Raw genomic sequence first — 12692 nt, forward strand, 5'->3', positions numbered from 1 at the left:
GTCGGCGGAGACCACCACCGTGTGGGACACCCCGGGGGTGTTGTCCACGAAGTTGGTGATCAACCAGTTCAGGTTCTGTGCCGCCTGGCTCATCGAACTCAACTAACGCTCCTGCTGGTAAGTGGGGTCGATGGGGTAACTGCCGGTCGCCGGGCCGTTGTTTCCGGCCTGGCGGCCCTGCTGGATACCGCGTCGGAGGTTGGTCAGACGGCCCCGGACCTCGTCCGGTGCGCGCGAGACCTGGGGACCGGCCTGAGTGTCGGTCTGCTGCTGCGCGGTGCCGGCCACGAGGTTCGCCCGCGGAACCCGGCGGGGCAGCCCCGAAGTGGTGATGCCGCCGGCGGCGGGTTGGCGTACGCGCTCCGCCTGGCGCATCAGTTCGTCGTTCGGCGAGGACCGCCAGCTGACGGTCGGCGCGCTACCGGTCGTCGTCTGGGCGGACTCGGCCGAGGGCTCCTGGCCGTGCCGGGGCAGCGACTGCTGCGGGCGCTGGCGCGGAGCGGGTGCCGGGGCCGGAGGGGCGGCCTGCGGCTGCTGGAACGCGGACGGCGCCTGCCCGGACGGCTGGGAGCCGTCCTGCGGGTACCAGTTCGACTCCAGAGTGTCGAAGATCGGGCTGCGCTCGCCGCCCCTGCCACCGGCCGGCGGCAGGGCCTCCGGCTGCTGGGCCTGCGGCAGCTGCGGCGCCTGGGGCGGCGGCGGGAAGCTGCCGACACCGGGGCCGCCGGGTCGCGGGGCCTGGAACTCGGGGCGGGCGAACTGGCCCGTGGTGGACGGGTCCACCGGGCCGCGCACGTCGGGACGCTCGAACTGTCCGGTCGTGCTGCCGCCGCCGGCCTGCGGGTGCGGGGCACCGAAGTCCGGTCGGGGGAACTCGGCCGTGGAACCGGGACCCGAGAGCTCGTCGTGGCCGCGCGGGACCTCCTGACCGCCGTGGCGGGCCGGGGCGGCGCCCCAGCTGGTGGCCTGCGGGGCTCCGGCGGACGGAGCACCGGCACCGGTACCCGGGAGCTCGGGGCGCAGGGCGCCGTCGCGCGGCGGCAGCTGCGGCCGCGGGCCGCGCTGTGCCGGGGCCTCGGGGGCCGGGCCGGCAGGGGCGGCCGGCTGCGGCGGCTGCGGCCGCTCGAAGCCGTTGCCCTGCGGGAAGCCGCCCTGGCCGGAAGCGGAGGGGGCAGCGGCAGGACGGCCCTGGGGACCGCCCGCGGGACCGCGGCCGCCCGGCAGCGGGCCACCGCCGCCGAAGGAACCCTGGCCCTGGCCGGCCGGAGCACCGGGCATGCCCGGCGCACCCTGCCCACCAGGCATGCCCGGCGCACCCTGCCCACCGGGCATGCCCGGCGCACCCTGCCCACCGGGCGTGCCCGGCATGCCGGGGCCGCCCTGCGGACGCCCGCCGGGGGCACCCTGCTGCGGACGGCCCGGGAGGCCCTGCGGACCGCCGGCCGCGCCGGCACCGCCCTGCTGGGCCAGCGCGGCACGCTGGCCCATGGCCGCGGCCACGCCGCTGCGCTGGGGGCCGGAACCCACGGGCTGGCGGGCACCGCCGCCCGGGCCGGAGCCCTGGCCGGCCGAGCCGCCGGGACCGCCCTGGGGACCCGCGGCACCCTGGCCGCCGGGGCCGCCGGGCTTCTTGCCGCCCTGGGCGACGTCCACGGGCAGCATGACGAGGGCCGTCGTACCGCCGGAGTCGGAGGGGCGCAGCTGGATGCGGATGCCGTGTCGCAGGGACAGGCGGCCGACCACGAAGAGGCCCATGCGGCGGGAGACGGAGACGTCCACGGTCGGCGGCGCGGCGAGCCGCTCGTTGATCGCGGCGAGGTCCTCGGGCGAGAGGCCGATGCCGGTGTCGTGGATCTCGACGAGCACGCGGCCGTCGGGCAGCGCGTGACCGGTGACCTTGACCTTGGTCTGCGGGGAGGAGAACGACGTCGCGTTCTCCAGCAGCTCGGCGAGCAGGTGCACGAGGTCGTTGACGACGCGGCCGGCGACCTCGGTCGCCGGGACCGCGGCCAGTTCGATGCGCTCGTACTGCTCCACCTCGGACGCGGCGGCGCGGAGCACGTCGACGAGCGGGACGGGGCGGGTCCACCGGCGGCCCGGCTCCTCGCCCGCGAGGACGAGGAGGTTTTCGCCGTTACGGCGCATACGGGTCGCGAGGTGGTCGAGCTTGAAGAGCGAGGACAGCTGGTCCGGGTCGGCCTCGCGCGACTCCAGTTCGGAGATGAGCGAGAGCTGACGCTGGATGAGGCCCTGGCTGCGGCGCGAGAGGTTGGTGAACATCGCGTTGACGTTGCCCCGGAGGAGGGCCTGCTCGGCGGCGAGGCGGACGGCCTCGCGGTGCACGTCGTCGAAGGCCGCGGCCACCTGGCCGATCTCGTCGCGGGTGTGCAGGCCGACGGACTCCACGGACGTGTCGACGTCCTGCGGGTCGGACTCGGACAGCTGCTTGACGAGCTCGGGCAGGCGTTCCTGGGCGACCCGGGTCGCGGTGTCCTGCAGGCGGCGCAGCGAGCGGATCATGGACCGGGCCATGACGAAGGCGCCGACGAGGGAGACGCCGAGCACGAGGAGGATCAGGGCACCGTTGATGATCGCGTCGCGCTGCGACTCGTTCTTCAGCTCACGGGCCTTCTGCTCCATGTCCTCGAGCAGGGTCAGCTCGATGACCTTCATCGCCTGGAGCTTGGTGTCGTCCGCGTCGTACCAGTCCATCCAGGACTTGTACTGCGTCTCCTTGGCGAACTGGTCCTTGGTGGACAGGACGCGGCGGGTGTAGTGGTCGGCCTTGCCGATCTCGGGGTTGCCGTCACCGAGCGAGGCGAGGAGGTCCTCGGTCTTGCCCTGGTAGACGAGTTCGAAGGTCTTCTTCGCCTGGCTCTCGCCGCGGAGCGCGGAGAGGGCGTAGAGGCGGTCGTTCTCGTTGAGCGTGCCCGTCCTCTCGTTGCTGTCGGGCAGCGAGGCGGCGATGATCGCGCGCTGGATCGAGGCGTATTCCTTGGCGGAGGAGAACGCCGCCAGGGCACGGGTACGCTTGATCATCTCAGGGCTGGACGTGGCCTGGGCCATGTCCTGGGAGAGCGAGAGCAGCGAGACGATCAGCGAGTTGTACTCGGTGACGGTCTGCTGGGCACCGTTCTGGTACGCCTTCTTGCGGATCGCCTCGATCTCGGTGAGCTGACGGCCGATCTGCAGGATGTTGTTGCGGATCGACTTGAGCGTCTCGTCCTTGTCCTCGGTGGCGTCGACCCTGTCGGTGGCGGCGGCGAAGGACTTGGCGGCGGCGTCGGTGTTGGCCCGGACGGTCTGGACGAGGCTGTCGGGCTTGCCCGACTTGTCGATCGACAGCGGACCCGCCGACTTGTCGCGCTCCTCCTGGAGCGCGGCGGCCAGGTTGGTGGCCTGACGCGTCATCGTCGTCAGCAGCTGCATGTGTTCGAGCTGCGAGATGTCGTTGAGCGAGTCATTGATTCGGAAGCCACCGAGCGTGGTGGCGGCGACGACCGGCAGGGTCAGCAGCGACACCAGTCGCGTGCTGATTCGCCAGTTCTGCATGTGCAGACGCGATCCGGGCCCGGCAGGGGCCTTCGGTATCGCCGTGTCCTTGTCGGCCGGCTCCTCGACCGCGACCTTGCCCTTGGTCTTGCCCCTGGGCTTGATGCGGGAGGCCTTGCTCTTCACTCCGGAGGGGCCGGGGCCCGTGCCTTCGAGGGCCGGTGCGCGGCCCTGGGCGTGCTGGGGCGATGAGCCTCGGTCGGTCCCGCCGCGCGGGTCCTGCTCCGCCGCAGCGTCCCCTCTGCCCTGAAGGGCCTGGGGAGACCCCTTGCCGTCCCTCTTGAATCGTCCCTGCACTAGCGTCGCAACCTCTGGACCAGGCGTCCCACCGGGCGACCGGTGGGGCGGTGTCGAGTCGTGGGGCGCTGTCGCGGCCCCATGGTGGTCGTCGGTGACCGGCGCGTCTCCTTCTTTCACCGCCGCTCGGCGCGGTCTCGCGCCACCTGCGCGCCGGCTGTTTCGCGCGGCGGTCTCGCGAATTCCAGCACAGTGGCGGATCTCCAACAAGGTGCGCGGGGAGGCCCGGCGAACCATCGACGGAACGTGAGGGTCCGGCTACGCCGTGTGCGGCGCCTTTCGGGGTGAATCGGACTTACATGGTTCAAACGCAAGGACCGTCAAGGTGTCCCAGTCGAGATGATCAGGAGCGGAATGGCTGATTCAGTGGCGCAATGTCCGTTTCGCCGCTTCGTATTGACCGTCTGTTATGTCCGGATTGCCGGGTCGCTGGTGAGCAAACTCACATGGTCGAGCCCAATACTTCCCGGTTCAGCCCGGGAATCGGATGTTTAGCCTTGCCCTTTACAGGGTTGGCGCATCCGACAACCCCCACCCGACGACCGAGCCGAGGCCCGAGACTCCGATGAAGACGACGATGATGTTCCGCAACATAGCCAACCCGCGCCGCACCACCCTCGCGCACCTGAAGGACGCCGAGGAGCTGCAGCAGGCCCAGGCTCCGGAGCACGCCGTCGAGCTGCCCACCCAGACCGCGAACCCGCGCCGCACCGTGCTCATGCACGCGCCGGCCGCGCCCGCCGCCGAGTAGGACGCCGCGGCAGCAGCGCAGGAACGGGCGGCGGCACCGGAGCAGGGCGCACCCGGGCGGAGCCGAACGGCGCCCGCGGGGCGCCCGCGAAATGAACGCGAAGGCCCGCCGCCCGCCGCGTTAGCCTGGAGTCCGCAGACTCCAGCCAGCGGAAATACAGAGGGGCAGGCGCAAGGCGTGCGCATCGCCAGGTTCTCGATCGACGGCAATGTCGCGTTCGGCGCGGTCGAGGGCGGCACCGCCCCCGGCGCCGAGGGCGAGCTCGTCCTCGACATCATCAAGGGCATCCCGTTCGCGGACTTCGAGCTCTCCGGCACGAAGGTCCCGCTGAGCAAGGTCCGGCTCCTGCCGCCCGTGCTCCCGAACAAGGTCGTGGCCGTCGGCCGCAACTACGCGGAGCACGCGGCGGAGCTCGGCAACGCCGCCTTCGACGAGCAAGGCCGTCCCGAGGCCCCCCTCACCTTCTTCAAGCCCTCCACGTCGGTGGTCGGCCCGGGCGACCCCATCACGTACCCGTCCTTCACCCAGGACCTCCACCACGAGGCGGAGCTCGCCGTGGTGATCGGCCGGATGTGCCGCGAGGTCCCGCGGGAGCGCGTCAAGGACGTCATCCTCGGCTACACGTGCGCCAACGACGTCACCGCACGCGACGTGCAGCAGCGCGAGAAGCAGTGGGCCCGCGCCAAGGGCTTCGACAGCGCCTGCCCGCTCGGCCCCTGGATCGAGACCGGCCTGGACCCGGCGGCGATCGCCGAGGGCCTGGCCGTCCAGTGCACCGTCAACGGCGAGCAGCGCCAGCTCGGCAGCACCCGCGACATGATCCGCTCCGTCGAGGACCTGGTCGTGCACATCACCGAGGCCATGACGCTGCTCCCCGGCGACGTCATCCTCACGGGGACCCCGGCCGGAGTCGGCCCCCTCAACGTCGGCGACGAGGTCGCCGTCACCATCGAAGGCATCGGCACTCTCACCAACAAGGTGATCAAGCGTGGCTAACGCGACCCCCGTACGCGTACGTTTCTGTCCCTCGCCGACCGGTAACCCCCACGTGGGCCTGGTCCGCACCGCCCTGTTCAACTGGGCGTTCGCCCGCCACCACGGCGGCACGTTCGTCTTCCGCATCGAGGACACCGACGCGGCCCGCGACTCCGAGGAGTCGTACGAGCAGCTCCTCGACTCGCTGCGCTGGCTCGGCTTCACCTGGGACGAAGGTCCCGAGGTGGGCGGCCCGCACGCCCCGTACCGCCAGTCCGAGCGCATGGACCTCTACGCGGACGTCGCGCAGAGGCTCAAGGACGGCGGCTACGCGTACGACTGCTACTGCACCACCGAGGAGCTCGACGCCCGCCGCGCGGCCGCCCGCGCCGCCGGCAAGCCCTCCGGCTACGACGGCCACTGCCGCGAGCTGACCACCGTGCAGCTGGAGGCGTACCAGGGCGAGCACCGCACCCCGATCGTCCGCTTCCGGATGCCCGAGGAGCCGATCACCTTCACCGACCTGGTCCGCGGCGAGCTGACCTTCACCCCGGAGAACGTGTCGGACTTCGGCATCCTGCGTGCCAACGGCGCCCCGCTGTACACGCTCGTCAACCCGGTCGACGACGCGCTGATGCAGATCACCCACGTGCTCCGCGGCGAGGACCTGCTGTCCTCCACCCCGCGCCAGATCGCGCTCTACAAGGCGCTGATGGAGTTGGGGATCGCCACGGGCGTCCCGCAGTTCGGCCACCTGCCGTACGTCATGGGCGAGGGCAACAAGAAGCTCTCCAAGCGCGACCCGGAGTCCTCGCTCAACCTGTACCGCGAGCGCGGCTTCCTCCCCGAGGGCCTGCTGAACTACCTCTCGCTCCTCGGCTGGTCCTTCTCCAAGGACCAGGACGTCTTCTCGATCGAGGAGATGGTGGCGAAGTTCGACATCACCGATGTCAACGCCAACCCGGCCCGCTTCGACCTGAAGAAGGCCGAGGCGATCAACGCCGACCACATCCGCCGGCTGGACGAGAAGGCCTTCGCGGACGCCTGCGCCCCCTGGCTGCAGGCCCCGTTCGCCAATTGGGAGCCCGAGGACTTCGACGCCGAGGCCTGGGCGGCCATCGCCCCGTACGCCCAGACCCGCGTGACCGTCCTGTCGGACATCACCGCCAACGTCGACTTCCTGTTCCGCAAGGAGCCGGTCGAGGACCAGGCGTCCTGGGACAAGGCCATGAAGGGCGAGCCCGCGGCGCTGCTGACGTCCGCCCGCGCCCACCTGGACACGGCCGACTGGAACGACCCCGAGTCGCTCAAGCAGGCCGTCCTGACCGCCGGCGAGGCCCACGGCCTCAAGCTCGGCAAGGCGCAGGCCCCGGTCCGCGTGGCCGTCACCGGCCGCACGGTCGGCCTGCCGCTGTTCGAGTCCCTGCAGATCCTGGGCAAGGAGCGCTCGCTGGCCCGCATCGACGCGGCCCTGGCCAAGCTGGCCGCCGCCGCGTAGGCGGCGCGCACCACCGTCCCGCAGGGGGCGGCCCCCGGTTCGTCCGGAGGCCGCCCCCTGCGGCGTTCCGCGTGACGGAATCCTCCGTAGTGCCGCCGCGGGACGGGGAGGCGGCGTAGCCTCGGCGGTATGCCGATCCGCGCCGTGCTGTGGGACATCGACGACACCCTGTTCGACTACACGGGGGCGGACACCGCCGGGCTCGCCCGCCGGCTCGCCGAGGAAGGCCTGGCCGAGCACTACGGCTCCCCGGAGCAGGCGCTCGTGCTGTGGCGGGAGGCCACCGTCCGGCACTGGGACCGCTTCGCGGCCGGCGAGGCGACCTTCCAGGGCCAGCGCCGGGACCGGGTGCGGGACTTCCTCGGGGAGCCCGCAATGGGCGACGAGGAGGCCGACGCCTGGTTCGACCGGTACGTGGAGCACTACAAGGCCGCCTGGACCGTGTTCCCCGACGTCGTGCCCGCCCTGGACGCCCTGGCGGGCCCCTACCGGCACGGCGTCCTCTCCAACTCCTCCAGCGCCAACCAGGACCCCAAGCTGCGCACCCTCGGTCTGCGCGAGCGCTTCGAGGTGCTGGTGTGCGCCGCCGAGCTCGGGGTCAGCAAGCCCGAGGAGGCCGCGTTCCACGCCGCCTGCGGGGCGCTGGGGCTGCCGCCCGGGGCGGTGGCCTACGTGGGCGACCAACCGGAGATCGACGCGCGGGGCGCCCGCGACGCGGGACTGACCGCGGTGTGGCTCGACCGCGACGGCGACAGGGGGCCCGGACCCGCCGGAGTGCACCGGATCGAGGGGCTTGCGGAGCTGCCCGGGCTGCTGGCGGGAGATACCCGTTTTGGAGCACGGTCAGCCATCCGGTAATGTTCTTTCTGCGCCGCCGGGGCGGGCCGAAAGGCCGGGAACCGGAGGAGCAGCCCGAAGGAAAATCCCCACAGGGGATTGACTTCTGGTGGGGTATGGTGTAATTGGCAACACGAGGGTTTCTGGTTCCCTTATTCTAGGTTCGAGTCCTGGTACCCCAGCGCAGTGCAGCAGTATCGCAGTGCTTAGCCCCCGTTGTGTAGCGGCCTAGCACGCCGCCCTCTCAAGGCGGTAGCGCCGGTTCGAATCCGGTCGGGGGTACAGATCCTTCCCGCGAGGGGTCCTGGGTAGCTCCCGGACATCTTGATGCAGGATCGCTAGGGCCCCCGTTGTGTAGCGGCCTAGCACGCCGCCCTCTCAAGGCGGTAGCGCCGGTTCGAATCCGGTCGGGGGTACTCAGGTTGGTTTAGACCACCTTGGGCTATGGTGTAATTGGCAACACGAAGGTTTCTGGTTCCTTTGTTCTAGGTTCGAGTCCTGGTAGCCCAGCGCAGTGCAGCGCAAGCTGTATGGCACGCCCCCGTTGTGTAGCGGCCTAGCACGCCGCCCTCTCAAGGCGGTAGCGCCGGTTCGAATCCGGTCGGGGGTACGCACAGAAGAGGCCCTCCGCGTCCGTCGCGGAGGGCCTCTTCGTCGTTCACCTCCAGGTCGTCGCGCCCCCACCCGCCGCCTCGCCCCGTCGTGCGACCTCTCGCGTACGGACCCCTGCGGCGCACCGCACAAGAAGGGGCCCGGAGGCGCGTGTTCGGACGTGTGCGGCGTCGTACGCGCCCCCGGGCCCTGGGAGAAGGGGAGGGGGAAGGGGTCGGAGGTCAGCCGGAGCGGCGCAGGGCCTCGGTCAGGCGGGCCGCGGCGTCGATGACCGCCTGGGCGTGCATCCGGCCGGGGTGGCGGGTCAGGCGCTCGATCGGCCCGGAGACCGACACGGCGGCCACCACGCGGTTCGACGGCCCGCGCACCGGCGCCGAGACCGACGCCACACCGGGCTCGCGCTCGCCGATCGACTGCGCCCAGCCGCGCCGCCGCACGCCGGACAGGGCCGTCGCGGTGAAGCGCGCGCCCTGCAGCCCGCGGTGCAGCCGCTCGGGCTCCTCCCAGGCCATGAGGATCTGCGCGGCCGAGCCGGCCTTCATCGGGAGCGTGGAGCCGACCGGCACCGTGTCCCGCAGGCCGGACAGCCGCTCGGCGGCCGCCACGCAGATGCGCATGTCTCCCTGCCGGCGGTAGAGCTGCGCGCTCTCCCCCGTCACGTCACGGAGGTGGGTGAGTACCGGTCCCGCCGTGGCCAGCAGGCGGTCCTCGCCGGCCGCGGCGGCGAGCTCCGCCAGCCGCGGTCCGAGGATGAACCGGCCCTGCATGTCCCTCGCCACCATCCGGTGGTGTTCCAGTGCCACGGCCAGGCGATGTGCCGTGGGTCGTGCGAGCCCTGTCGCCGCGACCAGCCCGGCGAGGGTGGCCGGACCGGACTCCAGTGCGCTCAAAACCAGAGCTGCCTTGTCGAGAACGCCGACGCCGCTAGAGTTGTCCATGAAACGATATTCACGTCTCACACTGTGAAACGCAAGTTCAATTTTTCCAAGAACCAGCGAGTCTGTATGTGCGGGTCCACGAACCACTGGGTCCGAGGCCGTCGTCCGGCACGTGGGGTACCGGCGATCAGGCGCACCACATCTCTATGAAGCGCCGGCCACACCGGCCGGCCGGAGGGAAAGCGATGGGTAGGACACTCGCGGAGAAGGTCTGGGACGACCACGTCGTCCGGCGCGCCGAGGGCGAGCCCGACCTCCTCTTCATCGATCTGCACCTGCTGCACGAGGTGACCAGCCCGCAGGCCTTCGACGGCCTGCGCCAGGCCGGCCGCAAGGTCCGCCGTCTCGACCTCACCATCGCGACCGAGGACCACAACACCCCCACCCTCGACATCGACAAGCCGATCGCGGACCCGGTCTCCCGGGCCCAGCTGGAGACGCTGCGCAAGAACTGCGCCGAGTTCGGCGTGCGCCTGCACCCGCTCGGTGACGTGGAACAGGGCGTCGTCCACGTGGTCGGGCCGCAGCTCGGCCTGACCCAGCCCGGCACCACCGTGGTCTGCGGCGACTCGCACACGTCCACGCACGGCGCCTTCGGTGCGCTGGCCTTCGGCATCGGCACCAGCCAGGTCGAGCACGTCCTGGCCACCCAGACGCTGCCCATGGCGCGCCCCAGGACGATGGCCATCACGGTCACCGGCGAGCTGGCCGACGGCGTCACGGCCAAGGACCTGATCCTGGCGATCATCGCCAAGATCGGTACCGGCGGCGGCCAGGGCTACGTCATCGAATACCGCGGCGAGGCCATCGAGAAGCTGTCGATGGAAGCCCGCATGACCATCTGCAACATGTCGATCGAGGCCGGTGCCCGCGCCGGCATGATCGCCCCCGACCAGACCACCTTCGACTACCTCCAGGGCCGCGACCACGCCCCGACGGGCGAGGACTGGGACGCCGCGGTCGCCTACTGGAAGACCCTGCGCACCGACGAGGACGCGGTCTTCGACGCCGAGGTGGTCATCGACGGCGCCTCCCTGTCGCCGTTCGTCACCTGGGGCACCAACCCGGGCCAGGGCGCGCCGCTGTCGGCCCGCGTCCCCGACCCCGCTTCGTACGAGGACGCCTCGGAGCGCCTGGCCGCCGAAAAGGCCCTGGAGTACATGGGGTTGACCGCCGGGCAGCCGCTGCGCGACATCAGGGTGGACACCGTCTTCGTAGGTTCCTGCACCAACGGGCGGATCGAGGACCTGCGCGCCGTGGCGGACGTCATCAAGGGCCGCAAAGTCGCCGACGGCGTACGGATGCTGGTCGTCCCCGGCTCGGTCCGCGTCGCCCTCCAGGCGGTCGAAGAGGGCCTGGACCAGGTCTTCAAGGAGGCCGGCGCCGAGTGGCGGCACGCCGGGTGCTCCATGTGCCTGGGCATGAACCCCGACCAACTGGCCCCCGGTGAGCGCTCCGCGTCCACCTCCAACCGCAACTTCGAGGGCCGGCAGGGCAAGGGCGGCCGTACGCACCTGGTCTCCCCGCAGGTGGCCGCCGCCACCGCGGTGCTGGGCCACCTGGCCTCGCCCGCCGACCTGTCCGACGCCCACGCCACCGCCGGAGTCTGAACCATGGAAGCCTTCACCACCCACACCGGCCGTGCCGTGCCGCTGCGCCGCAGCAACGTCGACACCGACCAGATCATCCCGGCCCACTGGCTGAAGAAGATCACCCGTGACGGGTTCGAGGACGGGCTCTTCGAGGCCTGGCGCAAGGACCCCGAGTTCGTCACCAACCGCCCCGAGCGCGCGGGCGCCACGGTGCTGATCGCCGGCCCCGACTTCGGCACCGGCTCCTCCCGCGAGCACGCCGTCTGGGCCCTGCAGAACTTCGGCTTCAAAGCGGTCATCTCCTCCCGCTTCGCCGACATCTTCCGCGGCAACTCGCTGAAGAACGGGCTGCTGACGGTGGTCCTCCCGCAGGAGACCGTCGACCGCCTGTGGGAGCTGACCGAGGCCGACCCGGCCGCCGAGGTGACCGTCGACCTGGTCGCCCGGCAGGTGCGCGCGGCGGGAATCGAGGCGGAGTTCGAACTCGACGACAACGCCCGGTGGCGTCTGCTGGAGGGGCTGGACGACATCTCGCTCACCCTTCAGAACGAAGCCGACATCGCTGCGTACGAAAGCGCCCGGCCGAGCTTCAAGCCGCGTACGGTGCGCACCTGATTACAGCCTGATCAGGGGTTATTCGCCCCCGAGTGATCACACGGACAACACTGTGCCCCCCGCCCCACGGCGGGGGGCACAGCCGTGTGTTGAGGCCCCGTGAGGCGACAACTCGCCCCAGATGGCACAATCTGTGCATGGAACGCGACGGTCAACTGGAGCTCTACCAACTCGTCGCGGACCGGTTGAAAGAAGCACACACACGGGTGCGCACGCTGCAAGTCCCGGAGGGCGTAAGGATGGCGCTGTCCCGGAAGCTGTTGGTCGTCACTGCCGCGGCGAAACATGATCTCGCCGATGCGGCAAGGCGCCTGGACAGGTTGATGAAGGACCTCGACGAGGGTCGATTCCCTGAAGGCGACTGATGCGAAGGAACTCCGCAACGCGCTCTTCCGTTGCGGCACTAGGGTGATTAGCCCGTTTCGTGTTTGATTTGCGGTATATATCCGCCTAACGTGCGAAATAAGCTTGAACACATTCGTTCTGGCGAAGTCTCCGAAGGGGAAGACGTGAACAAGGCGCAGCTCGTAGAAGCGATTGCCGACAAGCTGGGCGGCCGCCAGCAGGCCGCCGACGCTGTCGACGCGGTACTGGACGCCATGGTCCGCGCGGTCGTCGCCGGTGACCGGGTATCGGTCACGGGCTTCGGCTCGTTCGAGAAGGTCGACCGGCCGGCTCGCTACGCCCGCAACCCGCAGACGGGTGAGCGCGTCCGGGTCAAGAAGACCTCCGTTCCCCGCTTCCGTGCGGGCCAGGGTTTCAAGGACCTGGTCAGCGGCACCAAGAAGCTCCCCAAGGGCGACGAGGTGGCCGTGAAGAAGGCCCCCAAGGGCAGCCTGACGGGCGGCGCTTCCGCCACGGTCAAGAAGGCCGCGGCGAAGAAGACCACCGCCGCCAAGAAGGCGGCCGGGAAGAAGACGACGGCGGCCGCGGCGAAGAAGACCACGGCGGCCAAGAAGACGACCCCCGCGGCGAAGAAGGCCGCCGCGACCAAGAAGGCGACGGCGGCGAAGACCACCGCCGCG

The 12692-nt window shown here is 70.9% G+C and carries 10 protein-coding genes, 5 tRNA genes and 1 pseudogene; 13 read left to right on the plus strand and 3 right to left on the minus strand.

The genetic code is table 11. The features are described 5' to 3' along the window. Nucleotides 1-102, minus strand: a pseudogene (locus ACFV7Q_RS35870) (roadblock/LC7 domain-containing protein); the annotation flags it as partial. Continuing rightward, on the minus strand, nt 103-3849 hold the full coding sequence (locus ACFV7Q_RS35875) for a nitrate- and nitrite sensing domain-containing protein (RefSeq protein ID WP_385435125.1): 3747 nt from the start codon (nt 3847-3849) through the stop codon (nt 103-105). It lies immediately after the preceding pseudogene. A gap of 565 nt (nt 3850-4414) precedes the next feature. On the opposite strand from ACFV7Q_RS35875, the gene ACFV7Q_RS35880 reads away from it, so the two are divergent. The 9 genes from ACFV7Q_RS35880 (at nt 4415) to ACFV7Q_RS35920 (ending at nt 8520) form a co-directional block, all read left to right on the plus strand. Next, nucleotides 4415-4600, plus strand: coding sequence for a hypothetical protein (locus ACFV7Q_RS35880; RefSeq protein WP_385435126.1), 186 nt, complete (start codon nt 4415-4417; stop codon nt 4598-4600). Between the two features lie 177 nt (nt 4601-4777). Continuing rightward, nucleotides 4778-5596: a fumarylacetoacetate hydrolase family protein gene (locus tag ACFV7Q_RS35885; RefSeq protein ID WP_385435128.1), complete on the plus strand. Its 819-nt coding sequence runs from the start codon at nt 4778-4780 to the stop codon at nt 5594-5596. Next, nucleotides 5589-7073, plus strand: coding sequence for a glutamate--tRNA ligase (gltX, locus tag ACFV7Q_RS35890; protein ID WP_385435129.1), 1485 nt, complete (start codon nt 5589-5591; stop codon nt 7071-7073). The genes ACFV7Q_RS35885 and gltX overlap by 8 nt, the downstream gene beginning before the upstream one ends. 129 nt (nt 7074-7202) lie before the next feature. Next, nucleotides 7203-7931, plus strand: coding sequence for an HAD family hydrolase (locus ACFV7Q_RS35895; RefSeq protein WP_385435130.1), 729 nt, complete (start codon nt 7203-7205; stop codon nt 7929-7931). Nucleotides 7932-8020: 89 nt separating this feature from the next. Next, nucleotides 8021-8092, plus strand: a tRNA-Gln gene (locus ACFV7Q_RS35900). Between the two features lie 27 nt (nt 8093-8119). Then, nucleotides 8120-8192 (plus strand) — tRNA-Glu (locus ACFV7Q_RS35905). Between the two features lie 61 nt (nt 8193-8253). Further along, nucleotides 8254-8326, plus strand: a tRNA-Glu gene (locus tag ACFV7Q_RS35910). A 22-nt stretch (nt 8327-8348) separates the two neighbouring features. Next, nucleotides 8349-8420, plus strand: a tRNA-Gln gene (locus tag ACFV7Q_RS35915). A 27-nt stretch (nt 8421-8447) separates the two neighbouring features. After that, nucleotides 8448-8520 (plus strand) — tRNA-Glu (locus ACFV7Q_RS35920). Between the two features lie 223 nt (nt 8521-8743). Here the strand turns inward: ACFV7Q_RS35920 and ndgR are convergent. Continuing rightward, nucleotides 8744-9460, minus strand: coding sequence for an IclR family transcriptional regulator NdgR (gene ndgR, locus ACFV7Q_RS35925; RefSeq protein ID WP_030304142.1), 717 nt, complete (start codon nt 9458-9460; stop codon nt 8744-8746). Nucleotides 9461-9645: 185 nt separating this feature from the next. Between ndgR and leuC the strand changes: the two genes are divergently transcribed. The 4 genes from leuC to ACFV7Q_RS35945 all read left to right on the plus strand — a co-directional run. Beyond that, a complete protein-coding gene (leuC, locus tag ACFV7Q_RS35930) occupies nt 9646-11070 on the plus strand; it encodes a 3-isopropylmalate dehydratase large subunit (RefSeq protein WP_385435131.1) in 1425 nt (474 codons plus the stop codon). A 3-nt stretch (nt 11071-11073) separates the two neighbouring features. Continuing rightward, nucleotides 11074-11667, plus strand: a complete 594-nt coding sequence (gene leuD / locus ACFV7Q_RS35935; protein WP_385435132.1) for a 3-isopropylmalate dehydratase small subunit — start codon at nt 11074-11076, stop codon at nt 11665-11667. Between the two features lie 137 nt (nt 11668-11804). Then, nucleotides 11805-12032, plus strand: a complete 228-nt coding sequence (locus ACFV7Q_RS35940) for a hypothetical protein (protein ID WP_385435133.1) — start codon at nt 11805-11807, stop codon at nt 12030-12032. A gap of 144 nt (nt 12033-12176) precedes the next feature. Further along, the coding region (locus tag ACFV7Q_RS35945; protein ID WP_385435134.1) for an HU family DNA-binding protein at nt 12177-12692 on the plus strand (516 nt) is incomplete at its 3' end.

The sequence above is a fragment of the Streptomyces sp. NPDC059851 genome (genome assembly GCF_042732005.1).
Taxonomy (GTDB): Bacteria; Actinomycetota; Actinomycetes; order Streptomycetales; family Streptomycetaceae; genus Streptomyces.